Annotated in this window: 20 protein-coding genes; 15 read left to right on the top strand and 5 right to left on the bottom strand. The window is 73.5% G+C overall.

All coding sequences use genetic code 11. The features are described 5' to 3' along the window. The first annotated feature begins 135 nt into the window (after positions 1-135). The gene (locus ACFY32_RS01115; protein ID WP_359191706.1) at positions 136-390 is read left to right on the top strand and encodes a hypothetical protein; all 255 of its coding nucleotides are present in this window, start codon (positions 136-138) and stop codon (positions 388-390) included. A 61-nt stretch (positions 391-451) separates the two neighbouring features. Beyond that, complete coding sequence (gene holA / locus ACFY32_RS01120) at positions 452-1441, top strand: DNA polymerase III subunit delta (RefSeq protein ID WP_359191703.1); 990 nt, start codon at positions 452-454, stop codon at positions 1439-1441. 582 nt (positions 1442-2023) lie between these two features. On the opposite strand, the gene rpsT is transcribed toward holA, so the two are convergent. Further along, on the bottom strand, positions 2024-2290 hold the full coding sequence (gene rpsT / locus ACFY32_RS01125; RefSeq protein WP_359191700.1) for a 30S ribosomal protein S20: 267 nt from the start codon (positions 2288-2290) through the stop codon (positions 2024-2026). Between the two features lie 253 nt (positions 2291-2543). Between rpsT and lepA the strand changes: the two genes are divergently transcribed. The 3 genes from lepA to hemW all read left to right on the top strand — a co-directional run bounded on the left by lepA (position 2544) and on the right by hemW (position 7832). Then, a complete protein-coding gene (gene lepA / locus ACFY32_RS01130) occupies positions 2544-4412 on the top strand; it encodes a translation elongation factor 4 (RefSeq protein ID WP_390673109.1) in 1869 nt (622 codons plus the stop codon). A gap of 247 nt (positions 4413-4659) precedes the next feature. Further along, a complete protein-coding gene (locus tag ACFY32_RS01135) occupies positions 4660-6537 on the top strand; it encodes an AMP-dependent synthetase/ligase (RefSeq protein ID WP_390673110.1) in 1878 nt (625 codons plus the stop codon). Between the two features lie 62 nt (positions 6538-6599). Then, positions 6600-7832, top strand: a complete 1233-nt coding sequence (gene hemW, locus ACFY32_RS01140; RefSeq protein WP_359191691.1) for a radical SAM family heme chaperone HemW — start codon at positions 6600-6602, stop codon at positions 7830-7832. 28 nt (positions 7833-7860) lie between these two features. Here the strand turns inward: hemW and ACFY32_RS01145 are convergent, their stop codons facing one another. Beyond that, complete coding sequence (locus ACFY32_RS01145) at positions 7861-8664, bottom strand: DUF3097 domain-containing protein (RefSeq protein ID WP_390673111.1); 804 nt, start codon at positions 8662-8664, stop codon at positions 7861-7863. A 34-nt stretch (positions 8665-8698) separates the two neighbouring features. Further along, positions 8699-9424, bottom strand: a complete 726-nt coding sequence (locus ACFY32_RS01150; protein ID WP_359191685.1) for an MBL fold metallo-hydrolase — start codon at positions 9422-9424, stop codon at positions 8699-8701. Positions 9425-9583: 159 nt separating this feature from the next. On the opposite strand from ACFY32_RS01150, the gene hrcA reads away from it, so the two are divergent. The 9 genes from hrcA to ACFY32_RS01195 all read left to right on the top strand — a co-directional run bounded on the left by hrcA (position 9584) and on the right by ACFY32_RS01195 (position 19861). After that, the gene (gene hrcA, locus ACFY32_RS01155; RefSeq protein WP_359191932.1) at positions 9584-10600 is read left to right on the top strand and encodes a heat-inducible transcriptional repressor HrcA; all 1017 of its coding nucleotides are present in this window, start codon (positions 9584-9586) and stop codon (positions 10598-10600) included. Continuing rightward, the gene (gene dnaJ / locus ACFY32_RS01160) at positions 10601-11737 is read left to right on the top strand and encodes a molecular chaperone DnaJ (protein WP_359191682.1); all 1137 of its coding nucleotides are present in this window, start codon (positions 10601-10603) and stop codon (positions 11735-11737) included. Positions 11738-11802: 65 nt separating this feature from the next. Next, the gene (locus ACFY32_RS01165; RefSeq protein WP_359191679.1) at positions 11803-12888 is read left to right on the top strand and encodes a nitronate monooxygenase; all 1086 of its coding nucleotides are present in this window, start codon (positions 11803-11805) and stop codon (positions 12886-12888) included. Beyond that, entirely contained in the window at positions 12885-13628 is a 744-nt protein-coding gene (locus tag ACFY32_RS01170) for a 16S rRNA (uracil(1498)-N(3))-methyltransferase (protein WP_359191676.1), read from the top strand. The genes ACFY32_RS01165 and ACFY32_RS01170 overlap by 4 nt, the downstream gene beginning before the upstream one ends. A gap of 72 nt (positions 13629-13700) precedes the next feature. Next, positions 13701-14237 (top strand): hypothetical protein, encoded by a 537-nt coding sequence (locus tag ACFY32_RS01175; protein ID WP_359191673.1) that lies wholly within the window; start codon positions 13701-13703, stop codon positions 14235-14237. A 45-nt stretch (positions 14238-14282) separates the two neighbouring features. Then, positions 14283-17483 (top strand): S41 family peptidase, encoded by a 3201-nt coding sequence (locus ACFY32_RS01180; protein WP_390673112.1) that lies wholly within the window; start codon positions 14283-14285, stop codon positions 17481-17483. A 99-nt stretch (positions 17484-17582) separates the two neighbouring features. Continuing rightward, the gene (locus tag ACFY32_RS01185) at positions 17583-17936 is read left to right on the top strand and encodes a histidine triad nucleotide-binding protein (RefSeq protein ID WP_390673113.1); all 354 of its coding nucleotides are present in this window, start codon (positions 17583-17585) and stop codon (positions 17934-17936) included. Positions 17937-17942: 6 nt separating this feature from the next. Next, positions 17943-18848 carry a ribonuclease Z gene (locus ACFY32_RS01190; protein WP_359191665.1) on the top strand — a complete coding sequence of 302 codons (906 nt, stop codon included), beginning with the start codon at positions 17943-17945 and terminating at the stop codon, positions 18846-18848. 20 nt (positions 18849-18868) lie between these two features. Further along, positions 18869-19861, top strand: a complete 993-nt coding sequence (locus tag ACFY32_RS01195) for an adenosine deaminase (RefSeq protein WP_390673114.1) — start codon at positions 18869-18871, stop codon at positions 19859-19861. A 9-nt stretch (positions 19862-19870) separates the two neighbouring features. On the opposite strand, the gene ACFY32_RS01200 is transcribed toward ACFY32_RS01195, so the two are convergent. Beyond that, a complete protein-coding gene (locus ACFY32_RS01200; protein WP_359191660.1) occupies positions 19871-21187 on the bottom strand; it encodes an MFS transporter in 1317 nt (438 codons plus the stop codon). 178 nt (positions 21188-21365) lie between these two features. Beyond that, the gene (locus tag ACFY32_RS01205; protein WP_359191657.1) at positions 21366-22148 is read right to left on the bottom strand and encodes an IclR family transcriptional regulator; all 783 of its coding nucleotides are present in this window, start codon (positions 22146-22148) and stop codon (positions 21366-21368) included. 145 nt (positions 22149-22293) lie between these two features. Between ACFY32_RS01205 and ACFY32_RS01210 the strand changes: the two genes are divergently transcribed. Continuing rightward, on the top strand, positions 22294-23583 hold the full coding sequence (locus ACFY32_RS01210; protein ID WP_359191654.1) for a glucarate dehydratase family protein: 1290 nt from the start codon (positions 22294-22296) through the stop codon (positions 23581-23583). Positions 23584-23621 lie beyond the last annotated feature (38 nt).

A 23621-nucleotide genomic window follows, 5' to 3' on the forward strand; every position in this document is an offset into this window, starting at 1 on the left:
GGGTCCACGGCCGGTTCAACTCCTTCGCGGGCGCGGTCCGGGTCGCCGAGGACATGGAACGCTCGGCGATGCACGTGGTGATCGACGCGGCCTCCGCTGACCTCGCGGCCGGTGCCGGACCGCCGGTGTCGGACAATGGCCGGCGTGAGTGATGTGAGACATGTCCTGGTGCTGCCCGACCGGGACGCGGCGGAAGAGGCGGCGGAGGCGCTCGGGGAGCGGTTCGGGACCGACGAGGAGCCGCGGCTGGTCCGGGACGCGCTGGCCGGCGAGGACGACGCCGAGGACGCCCAGTGGCTGGTCGTCCTGCGCGACGAGGGGGAACGGCTGGACCCGGCCGAGCTGGACGAGTTCGCGTCCCGCTGGGACGGCTGGCGCGAGGACCCCTGACCGGGCCCCGGGGCCTCGCCCCGGCCCCCGTTGTCAGTGGTGCGTGCGATGCTGTGTCGTGATGGCCAGGAAGACTGCGAATGACGACCCTCTCGCCCCGGTGACGCTCGCCGTGGGCCAGGAGGACCTCCTGCTCGACCGTGCCGTGCAGGAGGTGGTGGCCGCCGCGAAGGCCGCCGACGCCGACACGGACGTACGCGACCTCGCCCCGGACCAACTGCAGCCCGGCACCCTCGCCGAGCTGACCAGCCCCTCGCTCTTCGCCGAGCGCAAAGTCGTGGTCGTACGCAACGCGCAGGACCTGTCCGCCGACACCGTCAAGGACGTCAAGACCTACCTCGGCTCCCCGGCCGAGGAGATCACCCTCGTGCTGCTGCACGCGGGCGGCGCCAAGGGCAAGGGCCTGCTGGACGCCGCGCGCAAGGCGGGGGCGCGGGAGGTGGCGTGCCCGAAGATGACCAAGCCGGCCGACCGGCTGGCCTTCGTGCGCGCCGAGTTCCGGACCGCGGGGCGTTCGGCCACCCCCGAGGCGTGCCAGGCGCTGGTCGACGCGATCGGCAGCGATCTGCGGGAGCTGGCGTCGGCGGTGTCCCAGTTGATCGCGGACGTGGAGGGGACGATCGACGAGGCGATCGTCGGGCGTTACTACACGGGACGGGCCGAGGCGTCCAGCTTCACGGTCGCGGACCGGGCCGTCGAGGGCCGCGCCGCCGAGGCGCTGGAGGCGCTCAGGTGGTCCCTGTCGACGGGCGTGGCGCCGGTGCTGATCACCAGCGCCCTCGCACAGGGCGTGCGGGCGATCGGGAAGCTGTCCTCCGCCCGCGGCGGCCGGCCCGCCGACCTCGCGCGGGAGCTGGGCATGCCGCCCTGGAAGATCGACCGGGTGCGGCAGCAGATGCGCGGCTGGACACCGGACGGCGTCGCGGTGGCGCTGCGCGCGGTGGCCGAGGCGGACGCCGGGGTGAAGGGCGGCGGCGACGACCCCGAGTACGCCCTGGAGAAGGCCGTGGTCATCATCGCCCGAGCCGCCCGCTCCCGAGGCCGCGCCTAGCCGACACCCCCGGGCCCGCCCGTGCCCCGACGGCTCACGCCCGCCCTTGCCCGGACGACGCGTGCCCGCCCGTGCCCGGACGACCCATGCCCGCCCATGCCCGGGACTTGCCCGGTCGCGGGCCCGGACGACCCATGCCCGCCCGTGCCCCGACGGCTCACGCCCGCCCGTGCCCGCACGACTCACGCCCGCCCGTGCCCGGACGCCCCGTGCCCGGTCGCCCCACATTCGCCCACGCCCGGTCGACCCGCGCCCGGTCGACCCGCGCCCGGACGCCCCACGCCCGGTCGCCCCACGCCCGGTCGCGGCCCGCGTCCGACGCCGAGCCCGACCGCCCGAACGCGGCATGGCCGCCCGCACGCCCCCGCGCACCGCCGCGCACCGCCCCTTCCGTACGCTCCCGCAGACCGAAGACCCCGGCTCCCGTCCGGGGAAGGACGGGAGCCGGGGTCTTCAGGTCAAGCGGGTGCATCCGCGCCCGCGTGGCGAACGCAGGCCGCGCGCGGATGCCGGGGTGCCGGTCGGGAGCGGATGAGAGAGGGCCCGCTCGGGTCCTTCCGGCGGTCGGACCAGATAAGGGGTTCAGCCCTTGAGGGCGGTGACCTTCTGCGCCAGCGCCGACTTCTTGTTGGCGGCCTGGTTCTTGTGGATGACGCCCTTGGAGACGGCCTTGTCGAGCTGACGCGCGGCAGCGCGCTGGTACTCGGTGGCCTTCTCGACGTCACCCGCGGCAGCGGCCTCGCGGGCCTTGCGGATCGCGGTCTTCAGGGAGGACTTGACGGCCTTGTTGCGCAGCCGGGCCTTCTCGTTGGTCTTGATCCGCTTGATCTGGGACTTGATGTTCGCCACGAATGAGCCTTTTCAGGTTCTGGCACGGGGCCGCACGGGTCCCGCACCGGTGAATTTCCAGAGGATGTGCCTCGCGCTGAGAGGGCATGAGACACAGCCCCCCACACTACCAGCGGCCCGTCCGGGGCCCCAAACCGGCCCCCGGCCGCTCCCGCACCCCCCGGTGGTCCCCGCCCGTGGGACCATGGAGGCTGCGTAACGATCCGACCCGAGACCGCAGACACTGCGGACGCCTCAAGAATCAGGACCCTGCGTGCCCGCGATCCCTAGCCATGTGCCCGAGCCGAGCCGTACCGACCCGGCTCTGATCCGCAACTTCTGCATCATCGCGCACATCGACCACGGCAAGTCCACGCTCGCCGACCGGATGCTCCAGTTGACCGGTGTGGTCGAGCAGCGGCAGATGCGCGCCCAGTACCTCGACCGCATGGACATCGAGCGCGAGCGCGGCATCACGATCAAGTCCCAGGCGGTGCGGTTGCCGTGGGCCCCGACCCACGACAAGGGCAACACGCACATCCTCAACATGATCGACACCCCGGGGCACGTCGACTTCACGTACGAGGTGTCGCGGTCGCTCGCCGCCTGCGAGGGCACCATCCTCCTGGTCGACGCCGCCCAGGGCATCGAGGCGCAGACCCTCGCCAACCTCTACCTGGCGATGGAGAACGACCTCACGATCATCCCGGTGCTGAACAAGATCGACCTGCCGGCCGCGCAGCCCGAGAAGTTCGCCGAGGAGCTGGCCAACCTGGTCGGCTGCGACCCCGGCGACGTCCTGAAGGTCTCCGCGAAGACCGGTCTGGGCGTCGAGGCGCTGCTGGACAAGGTGGTCGCCGAGATCCCGGCCCCGGTCGGCGTCAAGGACGCCCCCGCCCGCGCGATGATCTTCGACTCGGTCTACGACTCCTACCGCGGTGTCGTGACGTACGTCCGGGTCATCGACGGCCAGCTCAACAGGCGTGAGCGCATCCGGATGATGTCCACCAACGCGACCCACGAGCTGCTGGAGATCGGCACCAACTCCCCGGAGATGCTGCCCGCCGACGGCCTCGGCGTCGGCGAGGTGGGCTATCTCATCACCGGTGTGAAGGACGTCCGCCAGTCCAAGGTCGGTGACACCGTCACCAGCATGCACAAGGGCGCCACCGAGGCCCTCGGCGGGTACAAGGACCCCAAGCCGATGGTCTTCTCCGGCCTGTATCCGCTGGACGGCTCCGACTACCCCGAGCTGCGCGAGGCGCTGGACAAGCTCCAGCTCAACGACGCGGCCCTGGTCTACGAGCCGGAGACGTCCGCCGCCCTCGGCTTCGGGTTCCGCGTCGGCTTCCTGGGCCTGCTGCACCTGGACGTGATCCGGGAGCGCCTGGAGCGCGAGTTCGGCCTCGACCTGATCGCCACCGCGCCCAACGTGGTCTACCGCGTGACCCTGGAGGACGGCGAGGAGATCACGGTCACCAACCCGAGCGAGTTCCCCGAGGGGAAGATCGCGGAGGTCCACGAGCCGGTCGTGCGGGCCACGATCCTGGCGCCCACCGAGTTCATCGGCGCGATCATGGAGCTGTGCCAGACCCGGCGCGGCACCCTGCTCGGCATGGACTACCTCTCCGAGGACCGGGTCGAGATCCGTTACACCCTCCCGCTCGCGGAGATCGTCTTCGACTTCTTCGACCAGCTCAAGTCCAAGACGCGGGGGTACGCGTCGCTGGACTACGAGCCCACCGGCGAGCAGAGCAGCAGCCTGGTCAAGGTCGACATCCTGCTGCACGGCGACAAGGTGGACGCCTTCTCGGCGATCACCCACAAGGACCAGGCGTACGCGTACGGCGTCCGGCTCGTCGCCAAGCTCAAGGAGCTGATCCCGCGGCAGAACTTCGAGGTGCCGGTCCAGGCCGCCATCGGCTCCCGGGTGATCGCCCGCGAGACCATCCGCGCCATCCGCAAGGACGTCCTCGCCAAGTGCTACGGCGGTGACATCTCCCGTAAGCGCAAGCTGCTGGAGAAGCAGAAGGAAGGCAAGAAGCGGATGAAGATGGTGGGTTCCGTGGAGGTTCCGCAGGAAGCCTTCATCGCCGTCCTCTCCAGCGACGACGGCGCGGCGTCCGGCAAGGCCAAGAAGTAGTCGGGCGAGAACACGAAGTAACCGTGGAAAACGGACACAAGGGGCCCGTCGTGCGAAAGTACGGCGGGCCGCCGTGCGTCCGGCGGGGTGCTTACTGGAGGAAGTGACAGGGCGCGGGCTCTTACGTACCGGCCGGTCGGGCCTTAATCTGATCCCTGCTCGATAGTTACTCGCGAGTTAAACAACGGCCCGCGAGGGAAACCAGCCGCACTGAGCCAGCCGCACCGTCGCGGGCCCGGAGGATGTCGTGAGCGACACACAGACACTGATCGAGAACCGCCCGCCGTCCGTGGCGGGCCTCTTCCTGGAGCGCGTGGCGGCCACGCCGGACGCCGTGGCCTACCGCTACCCCGTCCCCCCGGCCGCCGGTCGGGGGGCGGAGGAGTGGGCGTCGCTGACCTGGGCGCGGGCCGCCGAGCGGGTCTACGCCATCGCGGCCGGCCTGATCGAACTGGGTGTGGCACCGGAGCAGCGGGTGGCGCTGGCCTCCTCGACCCGCATCGAGTGGATTCTGGCCGACCTGGGCATCATGTGCGCGGGTGCCGCCACGACCACCGTCTATCCGCAGACCAACGCGGAGGAGTCGGCGTACATCCTCTCCGACTCCGAGAGCCGGGTGCTGATCGCGGAGAACGCCGAGCAGCTCGCCAAGGCCAGGGAGAAGCGGGCCGAGCTGCCCGACCTCACCCATGTGGTGGTCGTCGACCCGGCCGGCGCCGACACCGGCGAGGACTGGGTGCTGACCCTGGCCGAGCTGGAGAGCCGGGGCGCGGCCAGGCTGGAGAGGGAACCCGGGCTGATCAAGGAGCGGGTCGGGGCGCTCACCAGGGACCAGCTCGCCACCCTCATCTACACCTCCGGCACCACCGGCCGCCCCAAGGGTGTCCGGCTGCCGCACGACTGCTGGTCGTACATGGCACGGGCGATCGCCGCGACCGGGCTGGTGACCAGCGAGGACGTGCAGTACCTCTGGCTGCCGCTCGCGCATGTGTTCGGCAAGGTGCTCACCTCCGGGCAGATCGAGGTCGGCCATGTCACGGCCGTCGACGGCCGCGTCGACAAGATCATCGAAAATCTGCCGGTGGTGCGGCCGACGTACATGGCCGCCGTGCCCCGGATCTTCGAGAAGGTCTACAACGGGGTCGCCGCCAAGGCGAAGGCCGGCGGCGGGGCCAAGTACAAGATCTTCCAGTGGGCCGCCGAGGTGGCCCGCGAGTACGCCCGGGTCACCCAGGACAACTTCCGCCGCACCGGCACCGCCTCCGCCCCCTTCGGCCTGAGGTCCCGGCACGCCGTCGCCGACAAGCTCGTCTACGCCAAGATCCGCGAGGCCTTCGGCGGCAACCTGCGCGCCTGCATCTCCGGCTCGGCCGCCCTCGCGCCCGACATCGGCTACTTCTTCTCCGGCGCCGGCATCCACATCCTGGAGGGCTACGGCCTCACCGAGTCCTCCGCCGCCTCCTTCGTCAACCCGGGCGAGGCGTACCGCACCGGCACGGTCGGCAAGCCGCTGCCCGGCACCGAGGTCCGTATCGCCGACGACGGCGAGATCCTGCTGCGCGGCCCCGGCATCATGCAGGGCTACCACAAGCTGCCCGAGAAGACCGCCGAGGTGCTGGAGCCGGACGGCTGGTTCCACACCGGCGACATCGGCGAACTCTCCCCGGACGGCTATCTGCGGATCACCGACCGCAAGAAGGACCTGATCAAGACCTCCGGCGGCAAGTACATCGCCCCGGCCGAGGTGGAGGGGCAGTTCAAGGCGGTCTGCCCGTACGTCTCCAACATCCTGGTGCACGGCGCCGACCGGAACTTCTGCACCGCCCTGATCGCCCTGGACGAGGCCGCGCTCACCGACTGGGCCGAGGAGAACGGCCTGGGGGGCAGGCCGTACGCGGAGATCGTCGCCGCGCCGGCCACCGTCGAGATGGTGCAGGGCTACGTCGACCAGCTCAACCAGGGCCTCCAGCGCTGGCAGACCATCAAGAAGTTCCGCCTGCTGCCGCGCGACCTCGACATCGAGCACGGCGAGATCACGCCCAGCCTCAAGCTGAAGCGGCCGGTCGTGGAGCGGGAGTACAAGAACCTGATCGAGGAGATGTACGCGGGCGCCCGCGAGGCGTAGCGCACGACCCGGGGCCGGGACACCGGCCCCGGTGACGGCCGGCGTGCGGGACAATGGAGCCCATGCCCTCCGCACTCCCCGACGGCGAGCCCGTCCCCGCCGACGGCGCGCTGCCCGCGTCCGCGCTCACCGGGGCCGCCCACCGCCCCCTCGGCTTCTACCTGCACGTCCCGTACTGCGCCACCCGCTGCGGCTACTGCGACTTCAACACCTACACCGCGACCGAACTGCGCGGCACCGGCGGCGTCCTCGCCTCCCGCGACAACTACGCCGAGACGCTGACCGACGAGATCCGCCTGGCCCGCAAGGTGCTCGGCGACGACCCCCGCGAGGTCCGCACGGTCTTCGTCGGCGGCGGCACGCCCACCCTGCTGGCCGCCGACGACCTGGTACGGATGCTGGGCGCGATCCGCGACGAGTTCGGCCTCGCGGCCGACGCGGAGGTGACCACCGAGGCCAACCCGGAGTCCGTCGACCCCGGGTACCTCGCCACCCTCCGCGCGGGCGGCTTCAACCGCATCTCCTTCGGCATGCAGAGCGCCAGACAGCACGTGCTCAAGGTGCTCGACCGCACCCACACCCCGGGCCGCCCCGAGGCGTGCGTCGCCGAGGCCCGCGCGGCCGGGTTCGAGCACGTCAACCTGGACCTGATCTACGGCACCCCCGGCGAGTCCGACGACGACTGGCGGGCCTCCCTGGACGCCGCGCTCGGCGCCGGACCCGACCACGTCAGCGCGTACGCCCTGATCGTCGAGGAGGGCACCGGGCTGGCCCGCCGCATCCGCCGGGGCGAGATCCCGATGACCGACGACGACGTGCACGCCGACCGGTACCTGATCGCCGAGGAGACCCTCGCGGCGGCCGGATTCGACTGGTACGAGGTGTCCAACTGGGCCACCTCGGACGCGGCCCGCTGCCTGCACAACGAGCTGTACTGGCGCGGCGCCGACTGGTGGGGCGCGGGACCCGGCGCGCACTCCCACGTCGGCGGCGTGCGCTGGTGGAACGCCAAGCACCCCGGCGCGTACGCGGCGGCCCTGGCGGCGGGCCGCTCCCCGGGCGCCGGACGCGAGGTCCTCACCGACGAGGACCGCCGCGTCGAGCGCGTCCTGCTGGAGCTGCGGCTGCGCGAGGGCGTCCCGCTCTCCCTCCTGCACGAGGCCGGCCTCGCCGCCTCCCGCCGGGCGCTGGCGGACGGCCTGCTCCAGCGGGAGCCGTACGGGGACGGCCGGGCGGTGCTGACCCTGCGCGGGCGGCTGCTGGCCGACGCGGTGGTGCGGGACCTGGTGGACTGAGCGTCCGGCGGACGCGCGTCCGGCGGTGCTACGCCGGTGCCGTGACGAAGTCGATCAGTTCCTCGACCCGCCCCAGCAGCTCCGGCTCCAGGTCCTTGTACGACCGCACCCGTCCCAGGATGTGCTGCCAGGCGGCCCCCGTGTTCTCCGGCCAGCCCAGCGCGCGGCACACCCCGGTCTTCCAGTCCTGGCCGCGCGGCACCCGGGGCCAGGCGGCGATGCCCACCGACGACGGCTTCACCGCCTCCCAGACGTCGATGTACGGGTGGCCCACCACCAGGGCGTGTTCGCCGGTCACCGACTCGGCGATCCGCCACTCCTTGGAGCCCGGCACGAGGTGGTCCACCAGGACGCCCAGGCGGGCGTCCGGACCCGGCGCGAAATCGGCGACGATCGACGGCAGGTCGTCCACGCCCTCCAGGTACTCCACGACCACGCCCTCGATCCGCAGGTCGTCGCCCCAGACCCGCTCGACCAGCTCGGCGTCGTGCCGCCCCTCGACGTAGATCCGCCCGGCTCGGGCCACCCGCGCTCGGGCGCCGGGGACGGCGACCGAACCGGAGGCGGTACGGGTGGGGCGTACCGGACCGGCGGCGGGACGGGTCAGCGTCACCGCCCTGCCCTCCAGCAGGAACCCGCGCGGCTCCAGCGGGAACACCCGGCGCTTGCCGAAGCGGTCCTCCAGCGTCACCGTGCCCGCCTCGCAGCCGGCCACCGCGCCGCAGAACCCGGTGCCGGCCTCCTCGACCACCAGGCCGGGTTCGGCCGGAACCTCCGGTACCGGCTGCGGCTTCTTCCACGGCGGGGTCAGATCGGCGGAGTACTGGCGCATTCTCATGACGATACGAGGAGCCGGCGTGCGGCGATCACCGCGACACGCCGTAGCGCGCCGCCAGCGCGTCCCGCTGGGCCCGGACGAACGCCGCGTCCACCACCGCCCCGTGCCCCGGCACGTACACGGCGTCCTCGCCGCCCAGCTCCAGCAGCCTGTCCAGGGCCGCGGGCCAGTGCGCCGGCACCGCGTCCGGGCCGGCCTGCGGCTCCCCGGACTCCTCGACCAGGTCGCCGCAGAACACGACGTCCGGGGTGCCCGGCACCAGCACCACCAGGTCGTGCGGGGTGTGCGCGGGCCCCAGGCCGGCCAGCAGCGCCCGCCGGCCGCCGCCCAGGTCGAGGGCGAGCCGCCCGCGCACCTGGTGCCGGACCCGGACGAGCGCGTCCGCCGCCTCCCGTGCGCGGCGCCGGTCCAGGCCGTTGGCCACCGCGTCCGCGCGCAGCGTCTCCCGGCCCCCGTCCAGTGCCGCGTCCATACCGGCCGCGCCGTACACCGCCACGCCCGCGAACGCCGCGGCGCCGAAGACGTGGTCGAAGTGCGGATGGGTCAGCGCGAGATGCGTCACACCGTGCCCGGCGAGCCGCCCCGCCTCCGAGCGCAGCCCGGCCCCCTCGCCGAGGCTGGACCCGGCGTCGATCAGCAGCGCGGCGCCCGCGCCGACGACGAGCCCCGCCGTGCAGTCCCACACCGGCAGGCGGCGCCGCCCCACCCCGGCGGCCACCCGCTCCCATCCCAGCTCTTCCCAAGTCACCGTCATGGCGGCGACGCTAACCCTGCGCGCCCGCCGGGGACGGCAGCGCGCCCCCGGCCTTGCCGGGGGCGTACCCCACGGCCGTACACTGGCCGGGGAAGTCTGGCACTCGTATGTATGGAGTGCCAGGAGGTGCGAGGCGGACGACTGCTGGAGGTGTGCGCGATGCTCAGTGAACGCAGGCTTCAGGTGCTGCGCGCCATCGTCCAGGACTACGTCGGCACCGAGGAGCCGGTCGGCTCCAAGGCCCTCACCGAGCGGCACAACCTCGGCGTCTCCCCGGCCACCGTGCGCAACGACATGGCGGCCCTGGAGGAGGAGGGGTTCATCGCCCAGCCGCACACCAGCGCCGGGCGCATTCCCACCGACAAGGGCTACCGGCTCTTCGTGGACAAGCTCGCGGGCGTCAAGCCCATGACCCCGCCCGAGCGGCGCGCCATCCAGAACTTCCTGGAGGGCGCCGTCGACCTCGACGACGTGGTGGCCCGCACGGTGCGGCTGCTGGCGCAGCTCACCCGGCAGGTCGCCGTGGTGCAGTATCCGTCGCTGACCCGCTCGACCGTGCGGCACGTGGAGCTGCTCTCGCTCGCGCCGGCCCGGCTGATGCTCGTGCTGATCACGGACACCGGGCGGGTCGAGCAGCGGATGGTCGACTGCCCGGCGCCGTTCGGCGAGACACCGCTGGCGGACCTGCGGGCGCGGCTCAACAGCCGGGTCACGGGCCGCCGTTTCACGGATGTGCCGGGTCTGGTGGAGGATCTCCCCGAGGCGTTCGAGCCGGAGGAGCGGGGTACCGTCTCCACTGTCCTGTCGACCCTCCTGGAGACCCTGGTCGAGGAGAACGAGGAGCGGCTGATGATCGGCGGCACCGCCAATCTGACCCGCTTCGGGCACGACTTCCCCCTCACGATCCGGCCGGTGCTGGAGGCGCTGGAGGAGCAGGTGGTGCTCCTGAAGCTGCTCGGTGAGGCGCAGGACCCGGGCGTGACCGTCCGTATCGGTCATGAGAACGCCCACGAAGGACTCAACTCCACGTCCGTCGTGTCGGTGGGCTACGGTTCGGGCGGCGAGGCGGTTGCCAAGCTCGGCGTGGTCGGACCGACCCGCATGGACTACCCGGGAACGATGGGAGCGGTACGCGCAGTGGCACGGTACGTCGGACAGATCCTGGCGGAGTCGTAAGTGGCCACGGACTACTACGCCGTTCTCGGCGTGCGCCGCGACGCGTCGCAGGAAGAGATCAAGAAGGCGTTCAGGCGGCTCGCACGCGAGCTGCACCCGGACGTCAACCCCGATCCGAAGACCCAGGAGCGGTTCAAGGAGATCAACGCCGCTTACGAGGTGCTGTCGGACCCGCAGAAGAAGCAGGTCTACGACCTCGGCGGCGACCCGCTCTCGCAGTCCGGCGCCGGCGGCCCCGGCGGCTTCGGCGCGGGCGGCTTCGGGAACTTCTCGGACATCATGGACGCGTTCTTCGGCACGGCGTCGCAGCGCGGGCCGCGCTCGCGCACCCGGCGCGGCCAGGACGCGATGATCCGTATCGAGGTGGAGCTGGACGAGGCCGCGTTCGGCACGACCAAGGACATCCAGGTCGACACGGCCGTCGTCTGCAACACCTGCAACGGCGAGGGAGCGGCCCCCGGTACCTCCGCGCAGACCTGCGACATGTGCCGCGGCCGCGGTGAGGTCTCGCAGGTCACCCGGTCCTTCCTGGGCCAGGTCATGACCTCGCGGCCCTGCCCCCAGTGCCAGGGCTTCGGCACCGTGGTGCCGACGCCGTGCCCGGAGTGCGCCGGCGACGGCAGGGTGCGGTCCCGCCGCACGCTGACGGTGAAGATCCCGGCCGGTGTGGACAACGGCACGCGCATCCAGTTGGCGGGCGAGGGCGAGGTCGGCCCCGGCGGCGGTCCCGCCGGCGACCTGTACGTGGAGATCCACGAGCTGCCGCACAGCACCTTCCAGCGCCGCGGCGACGACCTGCACTGCACGGTCACCCTGCCGATGACGGCGGCGGCCCTCGGCACCAAGGTGCCGCTGGAGACCCTCGACGGCGTGGAGGAGGTCGACATCCGGCCGGGCACCCAGTCCGGCCAGTCGATCCCGCTGCACGGCCGGGGCGTCACCCACCTGCGCGGCGGCGGCCGGGGCGACCTGGTCGTCCACGTCGAGGTCCAGACCCCCGGCAAGCTCGACGCCGAGCAGGAACGCCTCCTGCGCGAACTGGCCCAGCTTCGAGGTGAGGAACGCCCGCAGGGCACCTTTCAACCGGGGCAGCAGGGACTCTTCTCCCGGCTGAAGGACGCCTTCAACGGGCGGTGAGGCCGGTGTCCGGGCGAGGACGGTCGGATTCGGACTTGTCATCGAGGACGTGACAACATGCGGTCATGTCCTCCGCGCTGACCGATCTCTTCCCGTACCCGATCGTGCAGGCACCCATGGCGGGCGGCGTCTCGGTGCCGTCGCTCGCCGCCGCTGTCTGCGAGGCGGGCGGGCTCGGGTTCCTGGCCGCCGGGCTGAAGACCGCCGACGGGATGTACCAGGAGATCAAGCAGTTGCGGAGCCTGACGGCCCGCCCCTTCGGCGTCAACCTGTTCCTGCCGCAGCCCGAGACCGCCGACCGGGCCGCCGTCGACGTCTACGCCCACCAGTTGGCCGGCGAGGCCGCCTGGTACGAGACGGAACTCGGCGACCCGGACAGCGGCCGGGACGACGGCTACGAGGCCAAGCTCGCCGTCCTCCTCGACAACCCCGTACCGGTGGTCTCCTTCCACTTCGGCGTCCCCGCCCGCGAGGTGGTCGACGCCCTGCACCGCGTCGGCACGTTCGCCTGGGTCACCGCCACCACCGCCGACGAGGCGCGGGCCGTCCAGGACTGCGGGGCCGACGCGGTGATCGCGCAGGGCGTGGAGGCCGGCGGCCACCAGGGCACCCACCGCGACTTCCCGGAGACCGACGGCACCGGCATCGGACTGCTCTCCCTGCTCGCCCAGGTGCGCGAGGCGGTGAGCCTGCCGGTCGTCGCCGCCGGCGGCCTGATGCGCGGCGGGCAGATCGCCGCGGTCCTCGCGGCCGGCGCGAGCGCGGCCCAGTTGGGCACGGCCTTCCTGGCCACCCCCGAGTCCGGCGCGCCCGATCCGCACAAGCGGGCGCTGACCGACCCGCTGTTCGTCCGCACCGAGCTGACCCGGGCCTTCTCCGGCCGCCCGGCCCGCGGCCTGGTCAACCGCTTCCTGCGCGAGCACGGCCCGTACGCCCCCGCCGCCTACCCGGAGGTCCACCACCTCACCGCGCCGCTGCGCAAGGCGGCGGCGAAGGCGGGCGACGCCCAGGGCCTGGCGCTGTGGGCCGGCCAGGGCCACCGGATGGCGCGCGAACTGCCCGCCGGGCGACTGGTGGAGGTCCTGGCGGGCGAACTCGCCACCGCCGGGACGGCGCTGTCGGCCTACACGACGGGAGGCACCGGCCGATGACCGCCCCGGTGTTCGTGGTCGACGCGCTCGACGTGCTCCCCGGCGGGACGTACGTCCTGACCGGTCCCGAGGGGCGGCACGCCGTCTCCGTGAAGCGGCTGCGGCCCGGCGAGGACGTCGTCCTCACCGACGGGCGCGGACGCTGGGCGGAGGGCGTCGTCCAGGCCGCCGAGGGCAAGGACCGCCTGGTCGTCATGGACCTGGAGTCCGTGTCCGAGGAACCGGCGCCGCAGCCCCGGATCACCGTCGTCCAGGCCCTGCCCAAGGGCGACCGCGGCGAACTCGCCGTGGAGACCATGACCGAGGTCGGCGTCGACGCCGTCGTGCCGTGGGCGGCGTCGAGGTGCATCACGCAGTGGAAGGGCGAGCGGGGACCGAAGGCCCTGGCGAAGTGGCGGGCGACGGCCCGGGAGGCCGGCAAGCAGTCCCGCCGGGTCCGCTTCCCCGAGGTCGCGGACGCGGCCACGACCAAGCGGGTTGCCTCACTTCTGGCCGAGGCCGACTTCGCCGCCGTACTGCACGAGAGCGGCGACACCCCGCTGGCCCGCGCCGAACTGCCCGCCACCGGCCACATCGTGCTCGTCGTCGGACCCGAAGGGGGCGTCTCCCCCGAGGAGTTGGCCCTGTTCGCCGAGGCGGGCGCCCGGCCCTACGTCCTCGGCCCCACCGTCCTGCGCACCTCCACCGCGGGCACCGCGGCGACGGCCCTGCTGCTGGGCCGCACCGGCCGCTGGGGCTGACGCCGCGCCGGTGGTGAAGGGTGGCCGTATGCGCCCTACCGCCGCGGTCGGGTCGGTGGCACGCTGCCTGCCATGGGGCTGTCGAGACGGGTACGACGGGGGCGGCGGGCCGTACTGGTGGCCGGGCTGGTGACGGCGGCCGTCGGCGGGGCCGCCGCCTGTGAGCCGGGCGGACTGAACACGGCGACGGTGGCGTTCACCACCGACCAGACGGTCACCCGCGAGCTGAACCGGCAGAAGGCGGACGTACGGTGGCTGACCTGCACCGCGTCCTACGACGGTGACGGCGCGAGCGCCTCGGCGGACGAGAAGACCGTCGCGGAGGTGAACTGCGAGGGGCAGACCGACGACGGCAAGGACATCACCGTCGACGGTGAGGTCACCCGGGTCGTGGAGGGCGCCTGCGTCCGCGGGCGGATCACCGCGAAGGTGGACGGCAAGGAGTGGTTTCGGGTCGAGGGCCTGGGCAACTGCGACGCCACCCCCACCCCCACCCCGCCCGTGCGCCACGATCCCACGGGCGACGGACCCCGGCCCACCGTCACCGTGACCGTCACCAGGACCGTCTACTGCCAGGAGCGCCCCGACTGCTGGCCCGAGGGCAAGTGATCCAAACCGCTGTCCGTCGCCGCCGTCCCTGCTTAGGGTGAGGGGGTGACACAGTCCGCAGCCCCTGCCTACCTCCGGTTTCCGCACCCGCACGGCGAGTTGGTCGCCTTCACCGCCGAGGACGACGTGTGGCTCGCGCCCCTCGACGGGGGGCGGGCCTGGCGGGTCAGCGCCGACGACACGCCGGTGACCCAGCCGCGCGTCTCGCCCGACGGCACCACCGTCGCCTGGACGTCCACCCGGGACGGCGCCCCCGAGGTGCACATCGCCCCGGTCGAGGGCGGACCCGCCACCCGCCTCACCTACTGGGGCAGCACCAAGACCCAGGTGCGCGGCTGGACCCCGGACGGCCGGGTGCTGGCGATCAGCAGCCACGGCCAGGCGAGCCTGCGCCGCACCTGGGCCCGTGCCGTCCCGCTGGACGGCGGCCCCGCCGAGACCCTGCCGTACGGGCCGGTCGGCGATGTCGCGTTCGGCCCGGCGACCGTGCTGCTGTCCGCGCCGATGGGCCGCGAGGCGGCGTGGTGGAAGCGCTACCGGGGCGGCACGGCGGGGAAGTTGTGGATCGACACGGCCGGCGACGGCGAGTTCGCCCGGCTGCACGCGGACCTCGACGGCAACATCGAGTACCCCCTGTGGGCCGGCGACCGCATCGCGTTCCTCTCCGACCACGAGGGCACCGGCGCGCTGTACTCCTCCCTCGCCGACGGCTCCGACCTGCGCCGGCACACCCCCCTCGGGGGCTTCTACGCCCGGCACGCGGCGACCGACGGCACCCGGGTCGTCTACTCCAGCGCCGGTGAGCTGTGGGTGCTGGACGACCTCGACGGGGCCGAGCCGCGCCGCCTGGAGGTCCGGCTCGGCGGGCCGCGCACCGACCTCCAGCCCTTCCCGGTGAACGCCGCCCGCTGGTTCGGCTCCGCCTCCCCCGACCACACCGGACGCGGCAGCGCCGTCGCCGTGCGCGGCGCCGTGCACTGGGTCACCCACCGCTCCGGCCCCGCCCGCGCCCTCGCCGCGCAGCCCGGCGTCCGGGCCCGGCTGCCGCGCACCTTCCGCGCCGGCGGCGAGGAGTGGGCGGTCTGGGTCACCGACGCCGAGGGCGAGGACGCCCTGGAGTTCGCGCCCGCCACCGGACTGCTGCCCGGCGCCACCCCGCGCCGCCTGGCCACCGGGAAGCTGGGCCGCGTCCTCGGCCTGGCCATGGCCCCCGACGGCAGCCGTGCCGCCGTCGCCGCCCACGACGGCCGGGTCCTGCTGGTCGAGCGGGAGACCGGCGAGGTCCGCGAGGTCGACCGCAGCGAGGACGGCGACGTCTCCGGGCTGGTCTTCTCGCCCGACTCGGCGTGGCTGGCCTGGTCGCACCCCGGCCCCCGCCCGCTGTCCCAGCTCAAGCTCGCCCACACCACCGACCTGTCGGTCACCGAGGCGACCCCGCTGCGCTTCCAGGACTACGCCCCCGCCTTCACCCTCGACGGCAAGCACCTGGCGTTCCTGTCCGCCCGCTCCTTCGACCCGGTCTACGACGAGCACGTCTTCGACCTGGCCTTCGTCGAGGGCGTCCGGCCCTACCTGATCACGCTGGCGGCGACCACGCCCTCGCCGTTCGGCCCGCAGCGGCACGGCCGGCCCTTCGAGACCGCCGACCGCGAGGAGACCCCCGACAGCGAGGGCGCCCCCGCCACCCGCGTCGACCTGGAGGGGCTCGCCGACCGGATCGTGCCGTTCCCCGTCGAGGCCGCCCGCTACACCCACCTCAGGGCCGCCAAGGACGGGGTGCTGTGGCTGCGGCACCCGGTCGCCGGCGTCCTCGGCGCCTCCCGGGCCACCCCGGACGACCCCGACCCCAAGACCGAGCTGGAGCGCTTCGACCTTGTCCAGCAGCGCGTCGAGCACCTCGCCGCCGACGCCGACCACTTCGCCGTCACCGGCGACGGCAGGCGGGTCCTGCTCTGGACCGACGGACGGCTCAAGGTCGTCCCCAGCGACCGGCGCGCCTCGGGCGACGAGGACAGCGACACCAACATCACCGTCGACCTGTCCCGGGTGCGCCGGACCGTCGACCCGGCGGCCGAGTGGCGGCAGATGTACGAGGAGACCGGCCGCGTCATGCGGGACCAGTTCTGGCGGCCGGACATGAGCGGCGTCGACTGGGACGGCGTACTGGACCGCTACCGCCCCGTCCTGGACCGCGTCGCCACCCACGACGACCTGGTGGACCTGCTCTGGGAGGTACAGGGCGAACTCGGCACCTCGCACGCCTACGTCGTCCCGCGCGGCGGCCACGGCGGCGCCGCCCGGCAGGGCCTGCTCGGCGCCGACCTGTCCCGGCACGAGGACGGCACCTGGCGCGTCGACCGGGTCCTGCCCTCGGAGACCTCCGACCCCGACGCCCGCTCCCCGCTCGCCGCGCCCGGCGTCGCCGTCCGCGCCGGGGACGCGATCGTCGCCGTCGGCGGTCAGCCCGTCGACCCGGTCACCGGGCCGGGCCCGCTGCTGGTCGGCACCGCCGGCAAGCCCGTCGAGCTGACCGTCCTGCCGGCCGGCGGCGGCGAGCCCCGGCACGCCGTCGTCGTCCCCGTCGCCGACGAGGAACCCCTGCGCTACCACGCCTGGGTCGCCGACCGGCGGGCCTACGTCCACGAGAGGTCCGGCGGCCGGCTCGGCTACCTCCACGTCCCCGACATGCAGGCCCCCGGCTGGGCGCAGATCCACCGCGACCTGCGGATCGAGGTGGCCCGCGAGGGCCTGGTCGTGGACGTGCGGGAGAACCGGGGCGGCCACACCTCCCAGTTGGTGGTGGAGAAGCTCGCCCGGCGGATCGTCGGCTGGGACCTGCCGCGCGGGATGCGGCCCACCAGCTATCCGCAGGACGCGCCGCGCGGCCCGGTGGTCGCCGTCGCCAACGAGTTCTCCGGCTCCGACGGCGACATCGTCAACGCCGCGATCAAGGCCCTCGGCCTCGGCCCCGTCGTCGGCACCCGCACCTGGGGCGGCGTGGTCGGCATCGACAGCCGCTACCGCCTGGTGGACGGCACCCTGGTCACCCAGCCCAAGTACGCCTTCTGGCTGGAGGGCTACGGCTGGGACGTGGAGAACCACGGAGTGGACCCGGACGTCGAGGTCCCCCACCGCCCCCAGGACCACGCGGCGGGCAGGGACCCCCAACTGGACGAGGCGATCCGCCTGGCCCTGGAAGCACTGGAAACGGCACCCGCGAAAACACCGCCCGCCCTGCCCTCCTGAGGGGCGCGGGGAACTGCGCGATCAACCACGACGCACCCGCACCCGCCGACGATACGATGCCCCCCACGCACCGCCCGCCGCTGAAAGGAGCGCAAGCCTATGGCAGGGGAACCGCAGGACGACTGCCTGTTCTGCAAGATCGTCGCCGGGCACATCCCGGCCACGGTCGTCCGCGAGACGGAGACCACCGTCGCCTTCCGCGACATCAACCCCCAGGCCCCCACCCACGTCCTGGTGATCCCCAAGGCGCACTACCGCGACGCCGCCGCGCTCGCCGCCGGTGCCCCGGAAGTCGCCGCCGACGTGCTCCGCGAGACCCGGGCCGTCGCCGAGGACGAGAAACTCGACAGCTACCGCATCGTCTTCAACACCGGCGCCGGCGCCGGCCAGACCGTCTGGCACACGCACGCCCACGTCATCGGCGGCCGCGGCCTGAACTGGCCCCCCGGCTGAGCCACCGTGTCCGTACGTGAACTGGTCGTCCTCGGCACCGCCAGCCAGGTCCCGACCCGGCACCGCAACCACAACGGCTATCTGCTGCGCTGGGACGGCGAGGGCATCCTGTTCGACCCCGGCGAGGGCACCCAGCGGCAGATGCTGCGCGCCGGGGTCGCCGCCCACGACCTGAACCGGATCTGCGTCACCCACTTCCACGGCGACCACAGCCTGGGCCTGGCCGGGGTGATCCAGCGGATCAACCTCGACCGGGTGCCGCACGAGATCACCGCGCACTACCCGCGCTCCGGCCGGCGCTTCTTCGAACGGCTGCGGTACGCCACCGCCTACCGGGAGACGGTCGCCCTCACCGAGGCCCCGGTCGACACCGACGGGGTGCTGGCCCGCACCCCCGCCTACACCCTGGACGCCCGCCGGCTCGACCACCCGGTGGAGTCCTACGGCTACCGCCTCACCGAGCCCGACGGCCGCCGGATGCTGCCCGAACGGCTGGCCGCGCACGGCATCGCGGGCCCGGACGTGGGCCGGCTCCAGCGGGCGGGCGAACTCGGCGGGGTCACCCTGGACGAGGTGAGCGAGGTGCGGCGCGGCCAGCGGTTCGCGTTCGTCATGGACACCCGGCTGTGCGACGGGGTGTACGCGCTCGCCGAGGGCTGCGACCTGCTGGTCATCGAGTCCACCTTCCTCGACGAGGACGAGGCGCTGGCCGTGGAGCACGGGCACCTCACGGCCGGCCAGGCGGCGCGGGTGGCCCGGGACGCCGGGGTGCGGCACCTGGTGCTCACCCACTTCAGCCAGCGCTACGCCGACCCGGAGGAGTTCGAGCGGCAGGCGCGGGCCGCCGGATACCAGGGGGAGCTGACCGTGGCCCACGATCTGCTCCGGGTACCGATTCCGAAACGTCGGTGAAACCGCCGTACCATTCTCTGATGCCCCTGCCCAAAGCTGAACTGCACCTGCACATCGAAGGCACCCTGGAGCCGGAGCTGGCCTTCGAGCTGGCCGCCCGCAACGGTGTCGTCCTTCCGTACGCCGACACCGACGCCCTGCGTGAGGCGTACCGCTTCGCCGATCTCCAGTCCTTCCTGGACCTGTACTACGCGCTGATGGACGTCCTGCGCACCGAGCGGGACTTCGAGGACCTGGCCAACGCCTACCTCGCCCGCGCCGCCGCGCAGGGCGTGCGGCACGCGGAGATCTTCTTCGACCCGCAGGCCCACCTGGCCCGGGGCGTCGGCATGGGCACGGTCGTCGAGGGGCTGTGGCGGGCACTGGGCAGCAGCGTGGACAACCACGGCGTCTCCACCCGGCTGATCCTGTGCTTCCTGCGCGACGAGTCCGCCGAGTCGGCCCTCGCCACGCTGGACGCGGCGACGCTGTACCTGGACCGGATCACGGGCGTCGGCCTGGACTCCGCCGAGGTCGGGCACCCGCCGGCCAAGTTCCGCGAGGTGTACGGCAAGGCCGCCGCGCTCGGGCTGCGCCGGGTCGCGCACGCCGGCGAGGAGGGCCCGCCGCAGTACATCACCGAGGCGCTGGACGTGCTCGGCGTCGAGCGGATCGACCACGGCCTGCGCTGCGCGGAGGACCCGGAACTGGTCGAGCGGCTGGTGCGCGAGCGGGTCCCGCTGACCCTGTGCCCGCTGTCCAACGTGCGACTGCGCACCGTGGACACCCTCGCCGACCACCCGCTGCCCGCCCTCCTGGACGCGGGCCTGCTCTGCACGGTCAACTCCGACGACCCCGCCTACTTCGGCGGTTACGCCGGTGACAACTTCGACGCCGTGCGCGACACCCTCGGCCTGTCCGAGGAGAAGCTGCGGGACCTGGCCCGCAACTCCTTCCTCGCCTCCTTCCTGGAGGACGACGAGGAACTGCGGGCCCGGTACCTCGCCGAGGTGGAGGCGTACGTCTTCCCGTAGCGCCCGCCGCTACGACGGTCCGGGCTGCCGGGGTCCCGCCGTGCCGTAGGCGCCCCGCACGGGCGCCGGGGCGTCCACCGGGAACTGGACGACCGGCTGCTCCGCGGCGCCCACCTCGGGGACCGCGCCGCTGGGCGTGCCGGTGTGCGCGGCGACCAGGGCGGCCGGGTGTCCGCCCCGGCGGCGCACCGCGCCCGGCAGCAGCGGCCGTCCGCCGGTGTGCAGGGCGACGGCGGTCAGCGGCACCGCGACCAGCAGGAGCCCGGCGCAGAGCACCGTGCCCATGCCCGCGAACCCGGCCTGGGCGCAGAGCACACTGCCGGTCAGCGGGCCCGCCGCCGTGCCCAGCGAGGACGCCGACCCGGCGAGCACCGCCCACCGGCCGCGCGGGTCCAGCGAGGCGGCCAGCCCGATCAGGTACGACAGGACCACCGGGTACACCGTGTTCCAGGCGATCTCCCCGGCGGTGAAGCCCGCGGGCCCGGTCGCGGACGCGGTCACCGCGATGCACCCGGCGATCAGCACCGTCCCGGCGCCGATCGGCACCGCCCGGCCCAGCCTGGACCCGAGCGCCCCGGCGGCCAGCACGCCGACCAGTCCGGCGCCGAGCGCCGCCGCGAGGACCACGCCGAGGGCGGCCTCGCCCAGGCGGGCCTGTTCCAGGCCGATCCGGCCGCTGACGCCCCACAGGGAGTTCTGCGCGAGCGACCAGCACACCATCGCGGCGGCCAGCACCAGCCCGGAGCGGCGGTGCGGGAGCGGCGCCCGGACGGGACCGGCGGTCGTGGCGCGGGCGGCGCCGGGCAGCTTCCCGGTGAGCGGCCACACGGCGAGCGCGGTCAGCGCGATCGCGGCCAGCGGCAGGCCGTGGCCGGGGCCGAGGTGCGGCACGGTCAGGTAGACCGCGCCGGCCAGCGCGGACACCGACAGCAGTCCGAGCGTGGACGCCCGGTGCGGGTCGTGCTCGGCGGCGATCCGGGTGGCGGCGACGGTGGTCGCCGTACCCGAGCCGAAGCCGCCCACCATCGCGCCGGCCAGGACGGCCGGAATCGAGGTGGTGAGGGCGGCGGCGCCGTAGCCGAGGACCGCCAGCGCGAGGCCGAGGCGGGCCAGGGCGCGGGCGCCGAGCCGTTCCACGCGGGAGGCGAGCAGGAAGCCGGCGGTGGCGGAGCTGAGCAGCAGGGCGCTGCCGACGGCTCCGGCCTGGGTGGCGGTCAGACCGAGGCCGGAACCGAGCCGGCCGACGGTGGTGGGGAGCAGGTACGGGGCGAGGTACCCGGCCGTGAAGAGGGCGACGAGGGGCCACGGGGTGGTGCGGGCGAACACGGGCGTTCCCAAGGCATGCGAAAGGAAGCGATCAGTAAGGGGAGGGGGCGCCGACCGTCGACGGACCGGAACGCGCGGGCAATTTGTATCAAGCGCGGGAACGCGCAAGCGAAACCACGAGATGTGATCTACGTCACACTGGTGTTTGCGGGCCCTGGAGGTCGGGTAGCGGAGGGGGCTACCGCCAGTCGACCGAGCCGCTCCCGGCCGGAACGGACGCCTCCGCCTTGGCCCGGATCTCCCGCATCACCGCGACGATCCGCCGCTCGTGCGCGGGCGTCAGCCGGGCCACCGGCACCGAGCAACTGATCGCGTCCTGCGCGGGCTTGTCGTACCGCAGCGCGAAACCGAAGCCGACGATGCCGAGGACGCCCTCCTCGCGGTCGACCGAGTAGCCGCGCCGCCGCACCCCGGCGAGGTCGGCCGCGAGGGACTCCCGGCCGGTGTGGGTGTGCGGGGTGAGCGCCGCGTAGGGGCCCTCGGGCAGCTCCTCCTCGGGCCGCTCGGCCAGCAGCGCCTTGCCGAGCGCGCCCGCGTGGGCCGGGAGCCGCCGGCCCACCCGGCTGATCGTGCGCAGGTACTCGTGCGACTCCCGGGTCGCCAGGTACGCCACGTCCCGGCCGTCCAGCCGCCCCAGGTGGATGGTCTCGCCCAGCGCCTCGGACGCCTCGTCCAGATGGGGCCGCACGATCCGCACCCGCGGGTCGGAGTCGAGGTAGCCGGTGCCGGTGAGCAGGGCGTGCAGGCCGATGCCGTAGAGCGAGCCGGTGACGTCGGTGCGCACCCAGCCCCGGGAGATCAGGGTCTGCAGCAGCGCGTACATCGAGCTGCGCGGCACCTCCAGCGCGTCCGCCAGCTCCTGGAGCCGGGCCGGGCGGTCCCCACGCGTGGCCAGCAGTTCCAGCAGTTCCACCGTGCGCGCCGCCGACTTGACCTCGCGGACGCCGCCTGTCTCCGACATGCGCCGATGGTAAGCCGAGGGGGCCGGGCCATTGACGGACGGTGTTCGCCTATCTAACCTCCATCTCCATACATGGATGACGTCTACATGGGGAGATGACCGGCGTGAGTCCCGATACCGGACCGGACCTGGCAGGAGCCGCGCTGTGAACCTCACCGTCACCGACGTCCGCCTGACGCCGATCCTGATCGCCGACCCGCCGCTGCTCAACACCCAGGGCGTGCACCAGCCGTACACGCCCCGGCTCATCGTGGAGGTCGTCACCGCCGACGGGGTCACCGGCGTCGGCGAGACCTACGGCGACACCAAGTACCTGGAACTGGCCCGGCCGATCGCCGCCCGGCTGCCCGGCCGCCAGGTGTCCGACCTGAACGGCCTGTTCACCCTCGCCGACCAGGTCGCCGTGGCCGCCTCCCGGGTCTCCGGCCAGGTCGACGTGGGCGGGCTGCGCGGCGTGCAGACCGCCGACAAGCTGCGCCTGTCCGTCGTCTCCGGCTTCGAGGTGGCCTGCCTCGACGCCCTCGGCAAGAGCCTCGGCCTGCCCGTGCACGCGCTGCTCGGCGGCAAGGTCCGCGACGCCGTCGAGTACAGCGCCTACCTGTTCTACAAGTGGGCCCGGCACCCCGAGGGCGTCCCGGGCGAACCCGACGACTGGGGCGAAGCCGTCGACCCGGCCGGCGTGGTCGAGCAGGCCCGCCGCTTCACCGAGCGGTACGGCTTCACCTCGTTCAAGCTCAAGGGTGGCGTCTTCCCGCCCGAGCAGGAGACCGCCGCGGTCCGGGCGCTGGCCGAGGCGTTCCCCGGCCGCCCGCTGCGCCTGGACCCCAACGGCGCCTGGTCGGTGCAGACCTCCCTGAGGGTCGCCGCCGAACTCGGCGACGTCCTGGAGTACCTGGAGGACCCCGCGCTCGGCACCCCCGCCATGGCCGAGGTCGCCGCGCGGACCGGAGTGCCGCTGGCCACCAACATGTGCGTGACCACGTTCGCCGAGATCGAGGAGGCGTTCACCCGGGGCGCCGTCCAGGTGGTGCTCAGCGACCATCACTACTGGGGCGGGCTGCGCAACACCCAGCACCTGGCCGCCGTCTGCCGCGCCTTCGGCGTCGGCGTGTCCATGCACTCCAACACCCACCTCGGCATCAGCCTCGCGGCCATGACCCACGTGGCGTCCACCGTCCCCGGCCTGCACCACGCCTGCGACTCCCACTACCCCTGGCAGTCGGAGGACGTCCTCACCGAGCGGCTCGTCTTCGACGGCGGCAAGGTCGCCGTCTCCGACGCCCCCGGCCTCGGCGTCCGCCTCGACCGCGACCGGCTCGCCTTCCTGCACCGCCGCTGGCTCGACGACGACGGCACCTACCGGGACCGCGACGACGCGGCGGCGATGCGCGCGGCCGACCCGTCCTGGACCACACCGGCGGTGCCCCGCTGGTGAACCACCGGGCCCCCGGAGATCCCGGCCGCGCCGGCGCA

It is taken from the genome of Streptomyces sp. NPDC000134, from assembly GCF_042899225.1.
Classification (GTDB): Bacteria; Actinomycetota; Actinomycetes; order Streptomycetales; family Streptomycetaceae; genus Streptomyces.

Excerpts from the sequence above, each read along its gene's own strand:
- ACFY32_RS01115 (WP_359191706.1), top strand. The coding sequence starts at position 136 with ATGGCCGGCGTGAGTGATGTGAGACATGTCCTGGTGCTGCCCGACCGG.
- holA (WP_359191703.1), top strand. The coding sequence starts at position 452 with ATGGCCAGGAAGACTGCGAATGACGACCCTCTCGCCCCGGTGACGCTC.
- hemW (WP_359191691.1), top strand. The coding sequence starts at position 6,600 with ATGCCCTCCGCACTCCCCGACGGCGAGCCCGTCCCCGCCGACGGCGCG.
- ACFY32_RS01145 (WP_390673111.1), bottom strand. The coding sequence starts at position 8,664 with ATGCGCCAGTACTCCGCCGATCTGACCCCGCCGTGGAAGAAGCCGCAG.
- ACFY32_RS01150 (WP_359191685.1), bottom strand. The coding sequence starts at position 9,424 with ATGACGGTGACTTGGGAAGAGCTGGGATGGGAGCGGGTGGCCGCCGGG.
- hrcA (WP_359191932.1), top strand. The coding sequence starts at position 9,584 with ATGCTCAGTGAACGCAGGCTTCAGGTGCTGCGCGCCATCGTCCAGGAC.
- ACFY32_RS01165 (WP_359191679.1), top strand. The coding sequence starts at position 11,803 with ATGTCCTCCGCGCTGACCGATCTCTTCCCGTACCCGATCGTGCAGGCA.
- ACFY32_RS01170 (WP_359191676.1), top strand. The coding sequence starts at position 12,885 with ATGACCGCCCCGGTGTTCGTGGTCGACGCGCTCGACGTGCTCCCCGGC.
- ACFY32_RS01175 (WP_359191673.1), top strand. The coding sequence starts at position 13,701 with ATGGGGCTGTCGAGACGGGTACGACGGGGGCGGCGGGCCGTACTGGTG.
- ACFY32_RS01185 (WP_390673113.1), top strand. The coding sequence starts at position 17,583 with ATGGCAGGGGAACCGCAGGACGACTGCCTGTTCTGCAAGATCGTCGCC.
- ACFY32_RS01195 (WP_390673114.1), top strand. The coding sequence starts at position 18,869 with ATGCCCCTGCCCAAAGCTGAACTGCACCTGCACATCGAAGGCACCCTG.
- ACFY32_RS01205 (WP_359191657.1), bottom strand. The coding sequence starts at position 22,148 with ATGTCGGAGACAGGCGGCGTCCGCGAGGTCAAGTCGGCGGCGCGCACG.